The organism is Pseudoalteromonas sp. '520P1 No. 423' (assembly GCF_001269985.1).
Lineage (GTDB): Bacteria > Pseudomonadota > Gammaproteobacteria > Enterobacterales > Alteromonadaceae > Pseudoalteromonas.
Genome location: NZ_BBZB01000001.1, coordinates 2,145,330 through 2,167,169 on the forward strand (window position 1 = coordinate 2,145,330; position 21,840 = coordinate 2,167,169).

The window sequence follows — 21,840 nt, forward strand, 5'->3', positions numbered from 1 at the left end:
TTGTGAAATTATCTTGGGCTCAGTCCAAATTTTTATAAACAACCAATAAGATATTGATTATTACTGATTTTTTTGCAATTTACGGCTTGTTTATAAGAGTCATTTATATCAACCCATAATGCTACAGAATCTACTTTTCCTAGTTTACTTGACATTCCATCCCCAAAGCGTCGAGTTGGAATACCTAATAATCGTAATATTCGTTCACAGGATACTGTAGTTACAAGGACAAAATTATTGATTGAATTTGCAATAGCAAACTCGTATAGAGCTGAAAACATCTCTTTTGTAATATTACTTACACCATTATCGTAGTTTCGTTCAAATGTACGATCTAATGTAAATCGACTTATTTCCCATACATCTGATTTTTCTGGGATTTCTTCATTTCTAGCAAGTTCTGAAAATATGTTTTTAAACATGTAATCTTGATCAGTAGGAATTAATCTAGCACAACCTATTACTTCATTTGATTGAGATTTGACAAGTAAATATGAAGAGTAAATATTATCAAATTTATCTTTTTCCATACCATTAAAACTATCTACTTGCCATTTTAAGCGTTTATAAAAAGCCTTTTCTCTTAATTGGTGCATTGCAATAATTTTACTTTTATCAATAGATGAGAGTTGATTGTTATAGAGATTCATTAATAATTATTCTGATTTACATTTCTTTTAAATCACTATAACAAACTATCTTGTACCCAAAACCTGTAAAAAGTTACAGGGTATCTTTTTGTTTTATCTATATTTAAAAAACCTTCCAAATTCTTATTTGATTAAAGTTCTTAAAATTAAACTTAAGTATCTGTTAAGTAGTGTTTTTAATGTGTATCTGAAATTTATTAATGTTTAAATAATGGAATTGCTGTCAGATGTATCAGGTGTTCAAAAAACAAGTTTTTGGAATAATTTATCGGTGAATCGGTTTTATTTATTGAAAAATTGGACTAATAGACTATGAAGAATCATGCAGAAACGGACATTGCAATCATTGGAATGGCTTGTCGATATCCTGGTAATACTAATACACCACAAGAATTTTGGAATTTTATTTTAAATAAAGGTGATGGCATTGTTGATATTCCCGCAGACAGGTGGGAATCAGATGCTTACTACGACGTTGATAAAAATAAACATAATAAAATGTATATTAAGCAAGGTGGCTTTTTAGAAAATATAGATCAATTTGATCCATTATTTTTCAATATTTCTCCTAAAGAAGCTCCTCATATCGACCCTCAACATCGCTGGTTACTTGAATTGACGCAGGAAGTTCTAGAAAACTCAGGGCTGAAAGCGAGTGAGCTAAAAGGAAGTGATACAGCTGTTTATATAGGGCAATTTATGCATGATTATGAGCAGGTACAACTGGATTCAATGGCACACAATATGATGTCTAGTCATTCCGCTACGGGCCCATCTATGACTTTAACATCCAACCGAATATCATATGCTTTTGATTTTACAGGTCCAAGTGTCACCTTAGATACTGCTTGTTCATCGTCCTTAGTTGCTCTGGACTTGGCATGTAAAGCGATATTAAACGGAGACAGTAAAGTTGCTGTAGCTGGAGGCGTTAATATATTGTTACGTCCAGAACTTACTATGGCGATATGTAAAGCTTCAATGCTTTCTCCTGATGCAAGGTGTAAAAGTTTTGATTCATCAGCTAATGGATATGTACGTAGTGAGGGAGCTGGTTTAGTTATAGTTAAAAAACTATCTGAAGCACTCAAGGATGGCGATAATATCCAAGCTGTAATAAAAGCAAGTGGTACAAACCAAGATGGTCAAACAATTGGTATTACAGTCCCAAATGGTGCTGCACAGAAGAGATTATTAGATAAAACTTTAGCTAAGGCTAATTTTTCTCGGTCTGATATTCAATATGCAGAGGCTCATGGCACGGGGACTCCAGTTGGAGATCCAATTGAAGTTAACGCATTAGGAGCTTTATTTGGTGAGCGCAAAGATGAGCAAGAGAAATGCATTGTCGGTTCAGTAAAAAGTAATATTGGTCATACTGAAGCTGCGGCAGGTGTTGCAGGTTTGATTAAAACAGTAATGGCAATGAATACGGGCACCATACCTAAAAACCTTCATTTAGAAAATATCAATCCAGCTATAAATTTAGATGAACTAAACATAAAACTCGCTGATATTGACAGAGCATGGCCTGATGTAAATGGACATACGCGAAAAGCAATTGTTAATTCATTTGGTTTTGGTGGAACAAATTCAAATGTAGTCTTAGAACAAGCACCATTCAAAGAGGAAGGAGAAAATGATCAGACCTCTATATTTAATAGGGATTTGAACATTTTACCTATTAGTTCTAAAACAAAAAAAGGCTTGATGGATCAAGCTAAGTGCTTTCATGCATACCTTAGTAATTCCAAAGATATTGATTTACATGACATATGTTATACCGCTTCTGTAAAAAGAGATCATTACCAACATAGACTTGTATTAAATGGTGCAACTAAAAGTGAACTCAATAATGCCTTAAAAGCATTTATTGAAGGAGAAGTTTCATCTTCATATATATCGAATTCAATAAAGAATAAATGTGATCAAAACCTATGTTTTGTTTTTTCAGGAATGGGAACTACTTGGGCTGGAATGGGGAAATATTTATACCAAAAAGAGCCCGTATTTAAAAAGATGATGGATAAATGTGATAAGGCTTTAGCACTTTATACCGGTTGGTCATTAGTAGACATTATTTTAAATGAGGATGATAAATACATTATCCATAATACTGATAAAGCCCAGCCCGCAATTTTTGCATCACAAGTATCATTAGTTTCATTACTAAAATCATGGGGCGTGTCTCCTAGTTGTATTGTAGGACACAGTGCTGGAGAAGTGGCTGCAGCATATGTTGCAGGTGTTTTAAATTTTGATGATGCTATTAAAGTTATTTATCACAGAAGTCAATTACAGCATACAACAGAAGGTATGGGGAAAATGCTAGCTGTTTCCCTTACCCAATCCCAACTGCAGCCTTATTTAGAGGGCGTAGAAGATAAAATATCTTTGGCGGCAATTAATAGTGAGCAAGCGTTAACACTATCAGGAGATGAACAGGTATTAACAAATATTTCAAATGAACTTGAGCAACAAGGTATTTTTTCTCGATTCTTGAAGGTTGAAGTACCATATCATAGTCCTGTGATGGATCAGTTAAAAGAGCCTTTAACTGAATCTTTGGCCGGAATAAAAGTTAATACTGCGACTATTCCATTGTTTTCTACAGTGTCGGGTGAATTAACACAAGAAGGGAATTGGGGAGCAAAATATTGGCCTGAAAATGTTCGTGAACCAGTACTTTTTAAACGTGCAATCGATAATATAATAAAAAAAGGCTATAGCTCATTTTTAGAAATAGCACCTCATACAGCCTTATCTAGTTCAATTAGTAGTAATGTCGAAAATATCAATCAATCAATTGTAGTTGGCACTTTAAAGCGAGCGCAGAATGATGTTCTAATGATGAGCCAAATGTTGTCATCATTATTCTGTCATGGTATTGAACTGGAGTGGAATTCTTTTTATCCAAATGGAGGTAAGTTAGTTAGTTTACCTAACTATGCATGGCAGCATGAAAGATATTGGCATGAATCAGAAGAAGTTGAAGCCTGTCGGTTAAAAAATATTAGTAAGAGAGGAGGCTTTTCTGAAATTCGCCATCCACTTGTTGGAGGACAGCTTAATTCATTCACAAAAGTATGGCAAAACCAACTAGATTTACAAAACTTAGAGTATTTAGAAGATCATCAAGTAGGAGATGAAATTGTCTATCCTGGAGCTGCTTATGTTGAAATGGGGTTATTTTTAGCTAATCAATTAAACCCAGAGCAGACAATTACATTAGAAAATGTTGACTTCAAACGTGCATTTTATTTAGAGCAAAATAATCCACCATTAATAGAAACTTCCTTAGACAATAATCATTATCAAATTAGTGCTCAAGCGCCTTCTTCTGAAAGTTGGGAAGTATTTAGTGAAGGTTCTATTAGTGAGATTGGTAAAAGTAAGCCAATATCTAAAATGGAATTATCAAAACTCAGAGGCGAATTAAATCATCATATGGATAAAGGAGAGTTTTATACTCACTGCCATAAGTTGGGACTTACTTATCAGTACAGTTTCCAAATGGTAGAGCAGGCTTGGTTTAGTCATGATAAGTCTTTAGTTGAAATAGAACTTGAGGATAGTATTTTATCGCAAAATGAACATTATTTCTTACACCCCTCAATTTTAGATGGTGCATTTCAAAGTTTATTCCCAACAATAGCGAGTAGTTATTTACCGGTAAAAATTAGAGAACTCCACTATTATCAAAAGCCGGACCAACGCTGTTATTGTTATTTAGAAACTAAATTCAAAGATGCAAATGAGATTCATGGGGATTTAGTCATTTTTGATGGATCAGGAAATATATTAGTTGAAATTTTTGGTGTTGAATTAAAAGCTAATTCTCAGCAATCAGAAATTGAAAAAACTGATTTCTTATATGATTTTGAATGGAATAATGAAGCATTAATAGATCAAATCGATGAACCCAAAATGGGACAATGGCTGATTTTTGCAGATAATAAAGGGTATTCGAGACAATTAGAAAAAGAGCTAAAAATTAGAAATCAAAAATTGATTGTATTCACTATCGGTAATAGTTTCAAAAAGGAAAGTGATGAGCATTATATTGTAAAAATAAATGAAGTAAAAAAACTTGTCAATCTTTTTCAGCAATTCTCATCCACTGCAAATGGGGTTATTTATTTATCGGCTTTAGATTGTGAACCCTGCAATTTGCTAGCAGTAGATGACCTTTATAATAGTCATGAATTAACTACGTTAGCGCCTATGTATTTAGTTCAAGCTTTGAATAAAGTGCAATGGGAAAAAAATCAAAAAGTATTTTTAACAACTCGAACAGCACATAACTTGTTTGTGCAGCCAAGTACACCACAACCGATACAAAATAGCATGTGGGGCTTTGGCCGTGTCGTGTCAAATGAACATCCAGAATATAATCTTACTTTACTTGATCTGCCTGAAACTATGGATGGAAATTGGGTTCAAATGTTAAGTGATGAATTATTTTCATCACAATATGAACAAGAAGTCGCATTTAGGTCGAATGTTCGCTATGTAAATCGTTTAAAAAAGATTTCTAAAAACCATTTAATTGAATTTACCAATATCCAAAAGCAGCTACCTGAGAATAAAGATTTTAGAATAAATGTTAACAATCAGTTGGAAATACTTAAGTTATCTGAACTAGCTAAGGATGAAGTTGAAATCAAATTAGATATTGCTAGCTTGCATAATATCATAGGTTTTGATGGGGTTGAATGTTCAGGCACGATTACCAAGACTGGAGATGGGATTAAAGACTTTGAAGTTGGAGACAAAGTAATGGGCATCATTGAGGGTTCTCCCGCTTCACGTGTTCATGTATGTCCGAGCTTATTGATAAAAAAACCAGATTCAATAAGTTTTTCTGAAGCTGCAACGATTCCTACAGCTTATATCACTGCATATTATTCGCTAATTCAATTAGCAAATTTACAGCAAGGTGAAAAAGTTTTGATCCATCAAGCCAATGATAGTTTTGGTATAGCTGCGATTGAAATAGCTCAACTAAAAGGAGCTACAATAGTTGCAACTGCAAGTACTGCAGAGCAAAGAGATTATTTAAAATCACTTGGAGTACAAAAAGTATATAACTCAACTGATTTTGAATTCTCCTCGCATCTTAAAAAAGAAAATATCAAGGTTGATGTTGTTTTAAATAGGTTAGGCGGGCAGTTTATAGATAAATCGATTGATGTTATGAACTCTTTTGCGAGGTTTATAGAGCTGTCTATTGATTCTAAGCCATTTAAAAATACACTTAAAAATTCAATTTCATATCATAATATTAGCTTATCTGATCTTATCTTTGTACGTCCTAAATTATGTAAAGACATATTATTTAAAGTGACTGAGTTATTATCAATAGGGAAATTACTGCCTTTGCCTGCGCGTGAGCTTTCTGTCAATGAAATTAAACATGCGGCTGAATTATATAATAAGGCTGATAATGATTTAAAAACTCTGATTGATTTTAATATGGAAGATATTTCTGTTATTCAAGGGATTGACGAGGTAATTGTTAATGAAAGTAGTAGCTATTTAGTTACAGGTGGGTTAGGAGGGCTAGGCTTAGAAATAATGCATTGGTTATCAAGATCTGGTGCACGTTCCATTGTGCTAACTGGTCGCAGTAATCCTTCAAGCAATGCACTTAAAGAAATTGAAAAAGTTAGAAGCTCTGGAACTGACGTAATAGTTATGCAAGCCGACGTAACAGATTCAATTCAAGTAACTAATATCATTCATGAAATATCAGATAGATTGCTTCCATTGGCTGGTGTTATTCATTCTGCAGGTGTGTTAGAAGATGGTACTGTAGATCAACAAACTACTGATAAATTTAACAAAGTACTGAGTCCAAAAATAAAAGGTAGCTGGTTATTACATCAAGCAACTGACCATATTGATTTAGACTTTTTTGTTTGTTTTTCATCAATAGCATCAATTGTTGGCTGGGCAGGCCAAAGTAACTATGCTGCTGCGAATTCATTTATGGATGGTTTAGCACATTACAGACACTCTTTAGGTAAACCAGCATTATCAATCAATTGGGGCCCATGGAGTGGTTCTGGTATGGCTGCAAATCTTGCTGATGAAGATATTCAACGAATGAATAATGCCGGAATGTCTGCAATTTCTCCTGAAAATGGTTTGTCGGCAATGACAACACTATTACATTATAGAGTACCGCAATCAGGTGTTTTTGATTTGGATTGGTCTTTGATCATTAAGCAGTATGCTGAGCCTGAAAAAAAGACTTTATTTAAGAATTTTGTTGCTTTAAGTGATGGTGTTAATGAAAACAACTTTATAGATGAATTACTAGTTTCCCACGAAAAGACACATAAAAACTTACTGGCACGAAAGATCTCAGAAGTATTTTCCGAAGTACTAGGTTTATCAGATGTAGATGGTATAGATCATGACCGAAATATTTTTGAATATGGACTAGATTCATTGATGTCTATGGACTTTAAAAACCGTATGCAAACGATTTTGAAGGTTAAATTACCGGCGTCACTAGTCATGAAATATCCAACCATAAATCTAATGGTTACACACATTCTTGATTCAGTATTACAAACGGCTATTTCTGGCGATGCTTTACTGGAATCAGACATTGTAATGTGGTCACCAGAAACAAATGTTGTTAGCAATGAGCATCAAGTAAATGGCCCTCTTAAATTTGCAACTACTACAGCAAATATGATTGCACAAGGGCAGTCTTCTCATTTTAATATGGGTGGATTATTGAGTGTTGGAGCAGACAAGTTTGATATTGAAACTTTGAAAACGACAATGAAAATTTTACTAAGTTTTCATGATGGTGCTCGTATCAGGATATTTAAAAGAGTAGAGCAGTATGAGCAAGAGATTCTTCCGTTAGATAAGGATTTTGTCATTGAACAGCATGATTTTAGTCATTTAGATTATAGCCAAGGTGTTCAATTAATGCAGAAAGAGATTAATGCATTACAACATGGTTTTGAGTTTTCTAAAGAATGCCCATTGTTTAAAGTAGCTCATTTTAAACTTAATGATCAGGACCCTCATCGTATATTTCTGATCTTTCATCACTTTATTACTGACGGTGTTTCTTTAAATTTACTAATGAAGGATTTTGGAGAAACATACGTTAAAGTGTTTAATTCTGAAACAGTTATTTTTCCTGCAAAATCTTATTCGTTACATGACTGGACAAATCGATTAGATCAGTTTGCACATTCTGGTGCTCAAGAACAAATTGACTATTGGTTAAAGCAAGTTGATAAAAGTAAGCAATGTCAATTGCCTAATGATTTTCATCTCGATAGACCTCGGTTACCTCAAGACCTTTCATCTGTTGAATTCAAATTAGATGAGCGCACATATCAAGGTTTAACAAATGTTTGTAAAGAGCTTCAAATAGAAGTTATTGATGTGGCTATTCAAGGGTTAATAAAAGCTATGTCAAGTGTTACTTTGGATTCTAGTTTATGGCTCGATCTTGTTTTTCATGGCCGAAATAAAATCTTTGATGAGGTTGATATTTCTGAACTTTTTGGTCAGGTTACTGAATATTCAAGTATTTTATTTGAAGCCAATGAAAACAATACTTTTGAACAACAATTGAAAGGAATTAGTGAACACAGACAAAAAGTGCCTAATAGTGCTATAGGTTTGAAAGCTTTACGGTATTTAAATAGCAATGAAGAACTTTCACATGTAATACCTAAATTAATTAGCCCTAAAATATTATTAAATTTTGACCTTAATGATTATTCAAGTCAAAGGTTACCTGATTGGTTTGCTGTGGCATCAGAAAACACTGGTGAAATGGCTACTTTGATTGTGGAGCAAGAGCATAGTTATGAGCTGCATATGAAAGGAGTCCTCAAGGATAATGGTTTATCAATTACGTTATCGTATTGGAAAGACACCAGAGATTTACAAACAGTAAAAGCAATAAAAGAACAATGGTTAGAGCATATACACAACATTGTTTTGGAAAACCAAAATCAGCTTGTGATATAAGTTAACCATTTAACTTAGGGGGTTTAATACCCCTTAAGTTACCAACCTTAAATAAATAATAAAAGTGAAAAATATGAAGATATTTAAAGTCTTACCTATTGCCTGTTGCTATTTTATATCTTTAGCAGCTAATGCAACTTGTGACCAAAATAAAGATGTGATGCAGGAACTTGGATTTAATACTTCTGAGCTTCTATCATTACCAAAAAGAGCTGGATTTTTTTCGAAAGTTCTATCACAAGAATGTGATATTGCAGAAGAATTATGGAGTGATGTTCAATGTCGCCTAAGTGAAACTATTATGTTAGATAATAATTATAATTCTGATCATACATTGAGCTTAAGCGAACAAGCGCAACTGTCCAATACTCTTAAGAAAGAATTATCTGGATGTCAAAAAATTTCCCAAAATACAAATAGTGAAATAATAAACTCAGATTTAACAGTATATGAGACGTTTATACCAAATAAGACTAAAGTTGTATTTTCTTCGTTCGAAAAATCAGTTTTAAGCCTATATCTAGAAAACCCAAATGAGCTGTATTTTGCTGAAGTCCTTGCCATATATCATTTGAATAGATCTTTACTTGATTATAGTGCTGAAAAGGGGCAAGCGGTTAAGCATACTATTTTAGCTAAATACTTTCTAAATCGTGCAATTCATCTAGGACAAGAAAAAACTTGGGCTCAAAGCTTAATTGTTTTACTTGATCATAGATTTGATCCGTACCTGAACAGTGATGAAGTACCTTTTTCGGAAGAAACTGACGCACATCTTGCGTTTATAAAATCATTTAATTATGAAGAAAGTGATAGATACAGTGTCATTGATGGATTATTAACGGAATTTACACAAACGCCTAATAATATTTTAACTAATACATATTTAACTTCTTCAAATATCTGGATTGGAGGCGAGGCTGAGTACGAAGACCCTAATATTATTTATAGCTTTATTGTAAGTAGTTTTTTCTCAATTAGGGCTGTTGAAATGGCTGAAAAGATGGAAATCGATTGGAGCAATAATCCTAATACAGGTAAGAAATTTAGATTATCAAATATTTTAGGTGGATTTGCTGTGCCAGCAAGGCGATGGTTAGCTAAATTACATGGTGATGAATCTGTAGTGAACTTATTAGATGAAGAGCATAGGCAATGGTTGAAAATAAATAGGGCATTTCATTCGTTTACTGTAGGACTAATGTTATTCGATGAAAATAAAAACTTTACAGAAGGCTATGATGCCTGGATGGCTGCATTAGATCATTGTTCAGAGAAGCCTAATTTCCGTAGTTGTATTGATAGGCCTAGACTATCATTTAATCGAATTGGCTATTTGCTAGGCGCTATTGATTTCTTTATGAAAAATGGAGAATTAAATAAAGCAAAAACATTTCTAACATATCGTTATTTACCTTCTTTCGAATTCAATAATTGGGATTTAGGTCGTGCGGCATGGAAGCATAGAGAAGAAAATTTTGATCAAATAGCTGAATTATATATAAATCAAGACCCTAATGATGATCCAACACACTTTCAGTTAAAAAGTCATAAATGGGGTCCAAATACCATTACTTGTCAAACATGTCATCAGGCACAAAGTCGTATTTGGAGTGAAGATGACATTAATACAATTCAATTACCGGATAACGGATCTGTGCCAACAATAGGTAATTGGCCTTTAATTACCACAACTTGGTTTGCAACTAAGAAAAATTAAAATTTCGATAATTAAATTAATATCTTGCGCTTTTAATTATTAAATTGCGCAGGATACGCTTTTTTATATATGAAAAAATGGTTTTAAAATGAATTTGTTCAAAAATAAAAATTTTTTACTGCATTGGCTAAGTAGTGGTATGTCACATATAGGGGGGTTTTTCACCTTATTAGCGTTACCTTGGTTAGTGCTATCAATTTCAAATAATAATCCTATTTTAATGTCTACGGTAATGGCTTGTATTAGCTTACCCCATGGTTTTTTTATTTTATTTGGAGGGGCTTTAGCTGATAGATATTCTCCATTTAAAGTATTAATTATTGCTAGGATAAGCATGTTCTTTGTCGTATTTAGCTTAGGTTTAATAGTCTACTTTAATATCACTTCAATGGTGCTGTTATATATATATGCATTATGTATTGGCACTTTAAGTTCAGTTGCAACGCCTGCTTCTCAATCTATTTTACCCGTGATTTTACCTGCCACACGTTTAGGTAAGGGAAACAGTATTTTAATGGGAACAACTTATTTAGCTCAAATATTAGGACCATTATTCGCTGGTTGGCTAATTTGGTTTATACGAAGTATAAGAGGTATTGCACAAGGCCAGTCAGATTTAATCAGTATCTCATATGCTTTTATACTTGATGCTTGTTTGATTTTAGTGGCAATTTGTTTAATGACATCTATTAAAATAGTCACAACTCATAATGAGCGTAATCAAAATATATTGAATATGGTATCACAGGGACTCCGTTTCTGTTGGGAACATCGAAATATCCGCATTGTATTGCTTTATCTGATATTGATTTCGTTTTTTATTCATGGTCCTTTAATGACAGTTTTACCGGTATTGATCAAAGTGAAATTAGGGTTGTCTGAAGCTGATTATGGAAATCTTTATGCCATGATAGGTATTGGAACTGTTATTGGTGCTGGGTTAGCAATTTTAAAAACGCCAAGCGATAAGTTATTGGGTGTTGCAGTTCTTATTTGTGATTGTATTGCTGGATTAGCTTTGTATTTTATGAGCTATCAAATTGATATTTGGTCAATTGCTTTATTGTTATTAATAATAGGGTCATGTTCTGGTTTTATTACTATATCTGGTATCACTTGGTTTCAAAAAAGAACACCAGATATTTTTATGGGTCGAGTAATGAGTATTTTACTATTCACTATCTTTGGCCTTGTACCAATCTCCTCGGCATTAACTGGTTTGTTAATAGACCGTTTATCTATTTCTCACGTACTAGCTTATTCAGGAATCGTGATCGTTTTGTGTTCTATCACGGGTTTGATACATCCAAAAATTCGAACTATGGGATGTTGTAATAAACAGTTTTCTGCTGTGATTTCAACTTCTGAGATTACTTAAAAATTGAGTTATTTATGAAAAATTCAAATTGGTTTGTGATCCCACAACCAAAATTAAATGCAACAATGAGGTTGTTTTGCTTTCCCTTTGCTGGAGGTAATGCTTCTAGCTTTATCTCTTGGGCTAAAGGACTAAATGAGGACGTTGAGTTGGTAGCTATACAACCGCCTGGTCGTTCAAATCGAATTGCAGATAAAGCATATACAGATACAGCTGAATTGGTTATGGATCTAGCAAATGAAATTGAGCCTTTATTGGATATGCCATATGTTGTATTTGGTCATAGTTTAGGTAGTCAGGTTGCCTTTGAACTTATCCATGAACTTAAAGCTCGTGCTCTAAAATTGCCTAGACATTTTATAGCATCTGCTAGGCAAGCCCCATGTGTGAAAAGAAAAGAGGTTTTAATCCATCTCTTACCTGATACTGAATTTATTCAGGAAATCAGGCTTTTAGAAGGGACGCCTGAGTCAGTGATAAATAATGATGAATTAATGGAAATGTTATTGCCAGTATTGAAAGCTGATTTTGAAATGGCGCGTACATATACATATCAAGAGAAACCTAACTTGGACTGTAATTTAACAGTATTCGGTGGTTTAACAGACCGTATCGCTAGGAGTCATGATTTGAATCAGTGGCAAAAACATTTCAATCAAAAAATGACAAGGAAAATGTTTATTGGAGGGCACTTTTTTTTAGAAGAGGAATATCTTATTTTAAAAAATATTAATCAAATCTTAAATCTTGAAATCAACCAACCTGAAGCATTGATCGTTTAGGAACTAATATGAAAAATCAATTTAAAACAGGAATATCCATAGTTATTCCTACTTACAATGATGCAACAATTTTAGAAAAAACTTTAGCAACTTTAACAAAGCAAACTTTAGATTTTGCATTGTTCGAAGTCATAGTTGCTGATGATGGCTCTTCTGATGAGACAAAAGAAGTCGTTCAAAAATATAGTGATATTTTAAACCTAAAATATTGCTTTCAAAGTGATAAAGGTTTCAGAGTTGCACATGTTCGTAATTTAGGATTATCTTATGCGACATTTTCGAGGACTTTGTTTTTAGATACCGGGATGTTAGTAGCATCAAATTTATTAGAATCTCATTTGAGTCATCATCTAGCAGCACCTGACGTTACTATTATTGGATTATCTTATGGAGTTGAAGAGTATTCATCTACTAATGCAAAAAAAATAAAATCATTATTAATTGAGCAGGATATTGATGCTAGTTTTAGTAACTTTTCGACTCATCCTGAATTGTGGGACTGCCGATATCAATATTTAAAATCAATCAATTTTGAATTGAGGAATATGCCTGCACCTTGGTGTATTTTTTGGACTGGTCATGTTTCTTCAAATACAGAGTTGTTATTACAACTTGGCGGTTTCGATGAGTGGTTTTCATCATGGGGAGGAGAAGATGTTGAATTAGGTATAAGACTTTATAAATCGGGATGCCCTTTTATTGTTTTGCCTAGCATGCAGTCATTAAATTATCCTCACTTACGTGATGCATCAGCAAAAACGACAACTGCGATAAATAATATAAAGTATATTTATCGCAAGCATGCATGTGAAGAAACAAGAATGATGTTGAAACATCCTTCATGGCTAGATTTGATTAAGAAGCTAACGATTAAAACTTCACATCAAAAAATTTATGAACTAATTAACTAAAGACATAATATCAAAAAATATTACTAAGAAAGGAAAAAATATGTTTAATAAAATAATTAATAAAGTCGCAATATTACTAGGTTTGACACTATTTACATTTGTTGCAATTGCTAAAAATGAAAATCAATCATCATTAATAAATAAAGAGCGTGATTGGTATGTGGTATCTATGGTTGTATTAGATTCAGGGTATACATTAACAGAGCGCCGAGATTATGAGCAAAGAATAGCACCTTCACTTTCTTCTTATAAGATGGGTTTGGAGCAGTCTTACGTTGTAAAAGACATTATTTCAGGTTCGTTGTCACAAGTTCAAATGATTAATTTATATCATATGGAAAATGAGCAAACATTTTATACAGTTTTAGGTGATTCTGAATATTTAAAAAATGCTGAATTCAGAGATGAAATCCATAATATGGCTGAGCACACTATTTATTTTTCTACAGTAAAAAGAAATAAAAGAAAGAGAGTATTATCACCATTAATGGCTGAATTAATAGTGCCAACAAAAGTATATAGTGATGCTCAGGTTAAACAATACGAACGAAAAAGATTATTAATAAGAAAAGAATGTGGTTTGGTCCCATTTTCGTCTTATCAGATCAGAAGTAAATTTATGGGGGTGGCACCAGCAACGGCGAACGCCCTTTCTTTGTGGGAGTTTAAAAGTGAAGATGCATTATTTTGTTTAAAAGCTTCAGAAAAACTTAAAGCACTTAATGATACTTATCCAGAAATATTTAATGATCAGGAAAGTGCGCAGTTTATTGTACAAAAAGATCATAATTACCCACTCAGGTAATTGGATAATTAAAGCATTATAAAAAACCATTAAAATTGATTTTAGTTTTTTTATATTTAACTTTAATTAACTTGATACCTTTGTTGGGAATTAGATGAATCTTTTATCAAATTTGAATAAAGTTTTTTTTGTTATATATGCTAGGATGATGTGACTAGAAAGTTGTCAGTGTTGGAGTTTTAAACATTTCTGTTAATTATCTCCTATCACAATTAGAAAATTTAATTATGAGGTTCTATGATTGATACACCTAAACATATTTTAATCCTTGGTGGTGGGAACGCGGGCTGGATGATTGCAAACCTAATGGCTCATCAATGGTCTAAACAAGGAATAAAAATTTCTTTAATAGAATCTGAGGTAATTGGCACCGTTGGCGTCGGAGAAGGATCAACACCATTTATACAAGATTTTTTTGCTAGATTAGGTATTTCAGAAGCTAAGTGGATGAAAGCAGCTAATGCAACTTATAAATGCGGTATAAGTTTTCCTGATTGGTCAACCAAAAAAGGTTTTGAAAATTATGTACATCCATTTTACTCTCAGATAGATAGCCCACATGTACCTCTTTTTTTTGATAATGCTGACTTTCGTCGTGCTGGCATAAATATAAACGCCCATCCAGATGATTATTTTGTTACATCTGAACTCATCGCTCAAAGTCGCTCGCCTATTTCAAATACGGGTAGCAATAATAAATTGGATTATGGTTATCACTTTGATGCTGAGTTATTAGGCCACTTTTTAAAGGGGGAGGGGATTGCGCGTGGTGTTAAACATATAACAGATAAAGTTACTAAAATAGAAAAGAGCCCAGAGGGTGATATTTTAGCTGTAGATACTTTAAATTCAGGGAGAATTAGTGCTGATTTTTTTGTAGATTGTTCTGGATTTAAAGGTCTTTTAATCCAAGAAACTTTGGGTGAAAGCTTAATTTCATCAGATAAATATCTATACAATGACAGCGCTGTCGCCATTCAGACTCCCACGAATTTATCAAAGAAACTACCTTCTGATACAGTATCTCAAGCTATCAAGCATGGCTGGGTCTGGAAAATACCTTTAGGTAACCGATTTGGCAACGGTTACGTATATAGTTCTAAATACCTCTCTTCAGAAAATGCAGAAGAAGAGCTAAGAGAGCATTTAGGTGTACCTTCTAGAAATGCAAAAGCACTTCATTTAAAGTGGAAACCAGGACGAATTAGCCAGCATTGGAAGAGAAACTGCTTAGCTGTTGGGTTATCTCAGGGGTTCTTAGAGCCATTAGAAGCACCTATGTTAAATATAATTCAGTCGACTTGTGAAGGATTTGTCAGCTGTTTTGAGAAAGGAGGGTTTACAAATAAGTATCAGAAGGTGTTTAATTCGGAAATTAATTCATTGATAGATGGTACAAGAGACTATTTGCAAGCACATTATAAACTCAATAGCAGATCTGATTCAGCATATTGGCGCGATAGTCGAAATAACACTGAAATGTCAAAAAGTCTAAAAGGTATTTTAGAGGGGTGGGAACAAACAGGTTGTTTTAATCAAGTATTACGTACTCACTTAAAAAGTAATGCATATTTAAAAACATCATGGTATTGCTTATTAGCTGGTATGGGACATTTTCCCGTACCGGAAAAAGAAGGTTCGATTGCTAGTGTAGATAAACATAAGCAATCAAAAGAAGCTGTTAGCTCACAAGCTAAAAGCTTTGTGGATCATGCTAAGCAAATCGAAAAGATTTACATGTAATTATTATAAATTTTTTGTAATTGGACTTTATGGTTAGAAAAATATTTTCTAGCCATTTGTTCACAATAAAGATTCGCTTCAGATACCCTTGATGGGGTATTTGTTGACTGCAGATTTTTCGGGAATCGGCCCATACCTGATAAAATACAGTACCATGAAGGCCGAAGATAAATTAAGCTTTCTTTTTGCTTGGCTAATTCTTGCTCAAGATCTATCCCTTTATCCCAAACTGAAATTATATTTTGTAAATTCACGGGTGTTTTAATTTCATTTCGGCAAGCATTCCAATACTCTGTATCAGTTCTGCTATTAAGTTTATAGTGAGCTACAATATAATCACGAACGCCATCAAATGTAGTGTTAAGCGTCAGATTATAATCTTTTATTGTCTTATCAATTATTTGATCTTTTTTATCGAAAGAACTGATGAAATTCTCAACCGTAAATTGAATTAGCATAAGTGCAGTTGCTTCTAACGGCTCAATAAATCCTTGAGAAAGGCCTACTGCAAGACAGTTTTTATCCCAATGTTTTTTAAGGCGCCCAATTCTCATTTTTAAATGTTTTACTTTTATATCTTCATCCAGAACATTAAGTTGCTCTCTAAGTTCAAACTCAGCATTATCAGAGCTAATAAAGTCCGAACTATATACATAACCATTCCCCGTTCGAGTTGATAAAGGGATTTTCCAAGACCATCCGTTTTTTAGTGCTTTTGAAATAGTTTGCGCTGATATATCTTGACTCTTATCTATTGGGGTTTGTATTGCAACAGCACTGTCATTAAATAGGCAATCTTTATAACTATAAAATTCTCTTTTAAGTGTTTTATTTACAAGCACACCTGTAAAGCCTGTACAGTCAATGAAAAAGTCTGCTGTTAATTCAAAATTATCTTTAGTGATAATTGATAATATACTTCCGTTATGATCTTGCTTAACTTCTAATACCTGGTCAGTTATATGTGCTAGCCCCTGCTCAATTGCTTTATTTTTAAGAAAAGCTCCCAGCTTTACAGAATCAAAATGATAACCATAATCAACATCTAACTGAAGATTTTCGTTTGGGACCGGAGAGAGGTTTTGTGATGCTATATGCGCTGAAACAAAATAGTGGTTTGGTAATGCATTAACTGACTCACCTCGTCTTCGACGCCCGCTATTATGGAAAAATAGTTCTGCGGACTTTAAGTCTAATTGAGAGAAAAAAGGATGAAAATAACTTTCATATCCTTGAACTGAAGACCAGTTCTGGAAATCAATACCCGCCTTGTATGTTGCATCACATTGAGGCATCCACTCAGATTCTGCAATACCTAAAGAGGAGAAATACTGTTTTAAATAGGGTGTTGAGCCTTCTCCGACGCCTATAATCTCAATACTTTTTGATTCAATTAATGTTACACTTGTGTCAGATCCCCAAGCTTTTAGCAAGCTGTTTGCTGTCATCCATCCTGCAGTACCACCACCGATTATAATGATTTCTTTTGGCTTATTGTTCATAATTTCTTTGTATTCCTTTAGAGGATTTAGATTAAAACTCAATGCTCTAATTTTAAATCGGACTGTAAAATGGTTTTTTGATAAAACATCGAAATTGTTTATGAAAATGCTTTCCAAGATAGTAGAACAGAGGTGCTATAAAGGTTCATATTTTAGCTTGGTATTATTATCTTGTTAAATATATATGAATATTAGCCACTAGTGATAGCGCTGTCAATTTGTTGTAAAACGTTACTTTGCATAATTGTAGTTGGCTTTGACAACTACATTGAATAAAGGAAATAGAACTAACTTTAAATAAATGCTATGTGGAGTTTATGTTTTGTTAATATTTATTCTGAATAAGTTTACATCCTGGAATCACTAATTAATTGACTGACATATTAAGTTATGTAATATGGAGTCATTATTTTATAGGTCACAGCAATTTAAATTCTTTAGTGGCTATTTGTTAAACGGAGAGTAGTACCCATGGCGGATAATATCCAACCTTTACACAATCAAACACATGCTAATACAAAAATAAAAAATGGCATCAATGTCGAATTTATTAAAACTCAGCATTTAGTGCCAATTGTTGCACATGAGTTTTCACGTATTGCAAATGAGTACCCAATTGTTTTTGTTAAAAATTCAGAATCAGGTGAGTTTCAACCAGTTGCTATGCTAGGCTTAGAGCCAAATGAAAACCTAATGGTTAAAGATGACCAATGGCAAGGTGCTTACGTACCACACGCTCTGACACGTTACCCATTAGTATTATCAGCGACACCAGAAGATAAAACAAAACTAATCGTAGGTATTGTAGAATCAAGTGATTTAGTTGGCGAAGCAGAAGGCCAAGCATTATTTGACGACAAAGGCGAAGAAACTGATTACCTTAAGCGTCGTAAAGACTCTTTAATTTCTTTTGTTGAATTCTCACAAGTAACAGCTGCATTCTCTAAGTTCTTAGCAGAAAAAGAATTGTTAACAGCGCAAACACTTACTCTAGAGATTAAAGGCGAGAAGCGTGATATCAACGGTATTCATTTAATTGATGAAAAGAAACTAAATGAGTTATCTGATGAAGATTTCTTAGATATTCGTAAGCGTGGCTACTTAGGTCCGATTTACTCATTCTTAACTTCAATGCACCAAGTTAATCGTTTAGCACGCTTAAAGTCTGTACAAGCTTAAACTGTGTCAAAAATAAAACTTAAAGCCTAAGTTATCTTAGGTTTTAAGTTTTTATTAATCATCATTATTACAATCAATTCTCAAAATACTTTCACCAGAAACGCTATTCTTAATACTAAAAATCAATTTATGGCATCTAATATGCTTAATTAATATGCAATTTAAAATAAACACTATATTAATCGTTTTAAGGAATTTTATTATGTTTAGTAAAGAATATTGTCGAGCATTAGAATTAAGAATGTTTAAAAAAAGCAAAGAGATTCATAAGTTAAGATCTCAGATATTTTTCTTGAAAATTATCAGTTTTACATTTGTGTGTTTGTTTTTTGTTAGTCAAATGCAAATTCCAACTTAAATTGCATTTTAACGCGTAAGTTTTTTGACAAAGACAACAACAAATAAAGCTAAAGTAAAGCTTCCTGAGAAGGCCTCAAAAGCTGCTATGAGTCTTGAGAAACCTACAGGTGTAATGTCGCCGTAGCCTAATGTTGTAAAAGTGACTATGCTGAAATAGAGACTATTTAATAATGCTGATAGATTCTCAGATGAAGAGTTTTCAAAACTGAATCTAATAATATCGTTGGTATAGCTAACACCAAAAATAAAATATAATAGTGCACAGCAAAATATTAAAGATAATGAAAAAAATATGACATTTAATGGTTTTTCACCATAGCCACACAATAAATCAATAAACTTAGAGAATATACGTCGTTTTGACCACTTAGGATACTGATAACGACGCATAATGTGCTCTTGATGGGTAAACTTGCCTGATAACTCAAATAACCCTTCAAATTCTGCTACCTTACGTAAATCTCTGTAAATTTCTTCAGATTGCTCGTAATAATCTAAAGCGACATCTAATTTACCTTTTTTAATTGCGTTATGGGCTTGTTGTTGCTGTAATATTTGTGACCCGATATCTATGTTATCAATTTTAGTGTTAAGTAGCTTAATACCTAATAAATTAGTATTTATTAAGCTGCAACAATGTAAATTAGCACTTTCTAAATTGGCTTTCATTAAAGAAGCGTCTTCAATTTTTGTATTGAAAAGGTGAGCGCCTTTTAAACTTGCACGATAAAAATCACTCTCACTTAAATCATACCCTTCTTTAGAGCCTCGTTTAACTAAGTTTAAGCCATCTAAATTAGCACGTTTTAACTTTAATCCTCTTAAAAGTCCTCCTGATTTAGCGTATCTTTCCAGTTTATCTTTCAGATCTAGTCCACTTTTATCAAATTTTTCATCATGCCAGAAACAAAATCCGGTGCCCATATCTATTTCCTGACAACGCTGCCCATCAGAAGAGTGGAATTTACATTTTGGTTTTTCTGTCATAATCATCAGAAATTGGGTGTTTTATATTTATATAATGGTAGCAGGAATCTTACAGCTTGCTAAAAAATCAACTAATGAATCAATTTTTTTTGAATCCAGATGAAATCCTTTTGAAGTCATTCCGTAAATTAATGTAACGTTCTTCATGCAAATGAGGCAACTTTATGCCATCAACTAATTTGAAAGTGTTTATACATTTTTGATGTATTTGTTGTTGATCATTTTCTGAATGTTGAAGTACTTGTAATAGGGCTTGAATTAAATTTAAAGCACTACCTGTGTTTACAGCTGCATATTCTAATGCTTTTTCAAAAGACTCTATTGCTAAACTGAAATTGCCTTTTTTATACTCTCCAATGCCCTTTTTATTATGTTCTTCGAATAAACTTATGCTTTCTTGTGACTTTGTGATTTGATCCTTTAACATACCATCAACAAAAACTGTGTTTGAATTTTTATCACTTAAGCGTGCTTGCTGCTCTGATGCGGCTTCAAACTCACCAATTTGCATTAACGTGAGAATCGATTCAGGATATAAATCAAAAGATAGGTCTTCATTGTTTTCATCTAATTTAACTTGTAGATTCGCAAGGTCTTTTTTTGCGTTTAAAAATTCACCTTGAACTGCATGGATCCTTGCTTTGCATAAAGTTTCAAAAGATGAAAATGATGTTTTTTCAAATAGCTTTTTCTCATTTTTAGCTTGTTGAATTGCTAATTTTGTTTCTTTTAAATAATGCTCTTTATCGGGAACGTTATCGCAATTGTGGGCTGCATCGAGTAAAGAACGAATATAATTTAATTGATGGTCAATTGATTGATGTATTGATTTTTTGCTCATACTCAATAATGACTGACATGCATTAACTAAACTGTTGTAAGCATTATTCTGTCTAGCAATATCAGCCAATAAATATTGTCTAGAAAATGAATATGGGGAAATTGAAGAACTTTTCTTGATGGCATTTAAAGCTTGTGTTTTTTTACCTTTCGCTAATAAGCATTTAGCTTTTATATCATGTGCCTCTACATGAAATCTATTTTGTTCTAAGACTTCTTCACATAGTTCTAATGCGTCATCAAATAAATCTTGTTGATATAATATACTTGCTAAAGAAGTTAAAGCCCAAGGGACACGCTTATTGCTGAGTTCATTCACTAAAATTTTCTCAGCTTCATTAAAGTTTTTTTGCTCTATATATAAATTTGATAATAGTTTTGAACAGTATTGTCTATACCGATTTTTTTGGTCGATAATTTTTTTCACTTCTTCTATCGCACAATCATTATCATTTTTAGATAATGCGACTAACGCAGGTTTTAGCGTTAACTTTCTACTATGAACTTTATCAATTCGCTTTTTTAAAACTCCTTGAGAGAAAGGTTTTACTAAATAGTCATCGGGTTCGGCTTCCACAGCACCTAACACCATAGGTCTCGTTGTTTCTCCAGAAATAATCATATAGATAGCATCAACAACTAGGCAGTCTTTTGCCCTGAGTTCTTCTAATAACTGCCTTCCATTTTTACCTAAACCTAAATTATAATCTATAAATAGTAAGTCAAATTTTACTTCCATACATTGCTGAATGGCAGATTCACCCGTATCTGCGAAATGAATATTTCTGGCGCCTAAGCCAAATAACATGCCTTTAAGTAAAGTTTGAAAAGAGCGTTGATCGTCTACAATCAAAACTTTCTTTTCTTTAAAGTTAATCATTTCTTTTTTTGGCATTTTACTCATATGTTTAGCCTTTCACTATTATGAATAGTAAACTATTTAGCTTAAAACTGCGTTAGAAATTTAATT

12 protein-coding genes are annotated in these 21,840 nt (G+C 33.0%); 8 read left to right on the plus strand and 4 right to left on the minus strand.

Translation table 11 applies throughout. From position 1 onward, the window contains the following. Window positions 1-32: 32 nt before the first annotated feature. The gene (locus PSA_RS09845) at window positions 33-650 is read right to left on the minus strand and encodes an acyl-homoserine-lactone synthase (RefSeq protein ID WP_042144943.1); all 618 of its coding nucleotides are present in this window, start codon (window positions 648-650) and stop codon (window positions 33-35) included. Window positions 651-962: 312 nt separating this feature from the next. Here PSA_RS09845 and PSA_RS09850 point away from each other — a divergent pair, with 312 nt between their 5' ends. The 7 genes from PSA_RS09850 (at window position 963) to PSA_RS09880 (ending at window position 16,002) form a co-directional block, all read left to right on the plus strand. Further along, a complete protein-coding gene (locus PSA_RS09850) occupies window positions 963-8,663 on the plus strand; it encodes a type I polyketide synthase (RefSeq protein WP_042144945.1) in 7,701 nt (2,566 codons plus the stop codon). 73 nt (window positions 8,664-8,736) lie between these two features. After that, entirely contained in the window at window positions 8,737-10,383 is a 1,647-nt protein-coding gene (locus PSA_RS09855; protein ID WP_042144948.1) for a hypothetical protein, read from the plus strand. Between the two features lie 88 nt (window positions 10,384-10,471). Next, a complete protein-coding gene (locus tag PSA_RS09860) occupies window positions 10,472-11,761 on the plus strand; it encodes an MFS transporter (RefSeq protein WP_042144951.1) in 1,290 nt (429 codons plus the stop codon). A 14-nt stretch (window positions 11,762-11,775) separates the two neighbouring features. Continuing rightward, window positions 11,776-12,543 carry a thioesterase II family protein gene (locus PSA_RS09865; protein WP_042144954.1) on the plus strand — a complete coding sequence of 256 codons (768 nt, stop codon included), beginning with the start codon at window positions 11,776-11,778 and terminating at the stop codon, window positions 12,541-12,543. 8 nt (window positions 12,544-12,551) lie between these two features. Further along, window positions 12,552-13,454 (plus strand): glycosyltransferase, encoded by a 903-nt coding sequence (locus tag PSA_RS09870; protein ID WP_042144956.1) that lies wholly within the window; start codon window positions 12,552-12,554, stop codon window positions 13,452-13,454. A 40-nt stretch (window positions 13,455-13,494) separates the two neighbouring features. Continuing rightward, window positions 13,495-14,259 carry a hypothetical protein gene (locus tag PSA_RS09875; protein ID WP_042144958.1) on the plus strand — a complete coding sequence of 255 codons (765 nt, stop codon included), beginning with the start codon at window positions 13,495-13,497 and terminating at the stop codon, window positions 14,257-14,259. A 237-nt stretch (window positions 14,260-14,496) separates the two neighbouring features. Continuing rightward, the gene (locus PSA_RS09880; RefSeq protein WP_042144959.1) at window positions 14,497-16,002 is read left to right on the plus strand and encodes a tryptophan halogenase family protein; all 1,506 of its coding nucleotides are present in this window, start codon (window positions 14,497-14,499) and stop codon (window positions 16,000-16,002) included. Here the strand turns inward: PSA_RS09880 and PSA_RS09885 are convergent. Then, window positions 15,993-17,546, minus strand: coding sequence for a tryptophan halogenase family protein (locus PSA_RS09885; protein WP_127924102.1), 1,554 nt, complete (start codon window positions 17,544-17,546; stop codon window positions 15,993-15,995). The two genes, PSA_RS09880 and PSA_RS09885, sit on opposite strands and share 10 nt — an antisense overlap. A gap of 429 nt (window positions 17,547-17,975) precedes the next feature. On the opposite strand from PSA_RS09885, the gene PSA_RS09890 reads away from it, so the two are divergent. Next, window positions 17,976-18,683, plus strand: a complete 708-nt coding sequence (locus PSA_RS09890; protein WP_042144963.1) for a SapC family protein — start codon at window positions 17,976-17,978, stop codon at window positions 18,681-18,683. Window positions 18,684-19,049: 366 nt separating this feature from the next. Here the strand turns inward: PSA_RS09890 and PSA_RS09895 are convergent, their stop codons facing one another. Both PSA_RS09895 and PSA_RS09900 read right to left on the minus strand, forming a co-directional pair. After that, window positions 19,050-20,030: an ion channel gene (locus PSA_RS09895; protein WP_042144964.1), complete on the minus strand. Its 981-nt coding sequence runs from the start codon at window positions 20,028-20,030 to the stop codon at window positions 19,050-19,052. Window positions 20,031-20,109: 79 nt separating this feature from the next. Next, a complete protein-coding gene (locus PSA_RS09900) occupies window positions 20,110-21,774 on the minus strand; it encodes a response regulator (protein WP_052379952.1) in 1,665 nt (554 codons plus the stop codon). Window positions 21,775-21,840: the final 66 nt, after the last annotated feature.

Excerpts from the sequence above, each read along its gene's own strand:
- PSA_RS09870 (WP_042144956.1), top strand. The coding sequence starts at position 12,552 with ATGAAAAATCAATTTAAAACAGGAATATCCATAGTTATTCCTACTTAC.
- PSA_RS09895 (WP_042144964.1), bottom strand. The coding sequence starts at position 20,030 with ATGACAGAAAAACCAAAATGTAAATTCCACTCTTCTGATGGGCAGCGT.
- PSA_RS09875 (WP_042144958.1), top strand. The coding sequence starts at position 13,495 with ATGTTTAATAAAATAATTAATAAAGTCGCAATATTACTAGGTTTGACA.
- PSA_RS09890 (WP_042144963.1), top strand. The coding sequence starts at position 17,976 with ATGGCGGATAATATCCAACCTTTACACAATCAAACACATGCTAATACA.
- PSA_RS09855 (WP_042144948.1), top strand. The coding sequence starts at position 8,737 with ATGAAGATATTTAAAGTCTTACCTATTGCCTGTTGCTATTTTATATCT.
- PSA_RS09845 (WP_042144943.1), bottom strand. The coding sequence starts at position 650 with ATGAATCTCTATAACAATCAACTCTCATCTATTGATAAAAGTAAAATT.
- PSA_RS09850 (WP_042144945.1), top strand. The coding sequence starts at position 963 with ATGAAGAATCATGCAGAAACGGACATTGCAATCATTGGAATGGCTTGT.
- PSA_RS09900 (WP_052379952.1), bottom strand. The coding sequence starts at position 21,774 with ATGAGTAAAATGCCAAAAAAAGAAATGATTAACTTTAAAGAAAAGAAA.
- PSA_RS09865 (WP_042144954.1), top strand. The coding sequence starts at position 11,776 with ATGAAAAATTCAAATTGGTTTGTGATCCCACAACCAAAATTAAATGCA.
- PSA_RS09860 (WP_042144951.1), top strand. The coding sequence starts at position 10,472 with ATGAATTTGTTCAAAAATAAAAATTTTTTACTGCATTGGCTAAGTAGT.
- PSA_RS09880 (WP_042144959.1), top strand. The coding sequence starts at position 14,497 with ATGATTGATACACCTAAACATATTTTAATCCTTGGTGGTGGGAACGCG.